A 728-nucleotide genomic window follows, 5' to 3' on the forward strand; every position below is an offset into this window, starting at 1 on the left:
AGCGGCAACCCAGTGGGTTGCCGTTGTTCACGTTACTATCATAACCAATGGATGGAAAAACAATGAAAAAGATCGTGATTACGGCGCTGGTGCTGTTGATGAGCGCAGGGGCTTATGCCGCTGGGGATAAAAGCAAAACGATTACGGCAAAAAGCTACGGGGATAAATGGCCGTTCACCTTTGAGAAAGGGGAACTCATTTGTTCGACGGGCATCGTGGTGCTGAAAAACAGTAAAGATGGCAAGGTGTATGCGCTTAATGGTATGGCAAATGCGCTGGCTGATTCAGGCCGTAAACTGGGCAAGGCAACCATTTTGAATAATAAAGCCGTTACCAAGCCGGATCCGCAAGTGGCGGGTTATCAAATGTCTACCGTCGATATCATGATGGAAGGCCGCGAACTCTGTAATTAATCGCCATGTGCCCGCTAGCAGGATGACTCAGCGCATCCTGCTAATCGCGGTAATGGGCCGTCGGCACCGTGGCGGCGCACCTGTAGCACATCCTCCAGCTTTTCCACCTGACTTATCATCTGCGGTAGTCGGCTGTCTTCCTGCACCAGAAGCCAGATACGGCTCTCTTTGCCCCCGGCCAGCGGCATACACAGAATGCCTTCCACGTTATAAGCGCGACGGGCGAACAGTCCACACACATGAGACATTACGCCTGGGTGGTTGCGTACCGCCAGTTCTAGCGTTACGTGAGACGAAGTTGATTGATTTTGCATG

2 protein-coding genes are annotated in these 728 nt (G+C 51.9%); one reads left to right on the forward strand and one right to left on the reverse strand.

The genetic code is table 11. The annotated features are described in order from the left end of the window. The first annotated feature begins 62 nt into the window (after nt 1-62). Nucleotides 63-413, forward strand: a complete 351-nt coding sequence (locus tag J5224_RS32520) for a YebY family protein (RefSeq protein ID WP_264629061.1) — start codon at nt 63-65, stop codon at nt 411-413. 14 nt (nt 414-427) lie between these two features. Here the strand turns inward: J5224_RS32520 and ilvN are convergent, their stop codons facing one another. Beyond that, nucleotides 428-727, reverse strand: a complete 300-nt coding sequence (gene ilvN, locus J5224_RS32525; RefSeq protein WP_264629062.1) for an acetolactate synthase small subunit — start codon at nt 725-727, stop codon at nt 428-430. Between the last annotated feature and the right edge of the window lies 1 nt (nt 728).

The sequence above is a fragment of the Candidatus Symbiopectobacterium sp. NZEC135 genome (genome assembly GCF_025962695.1).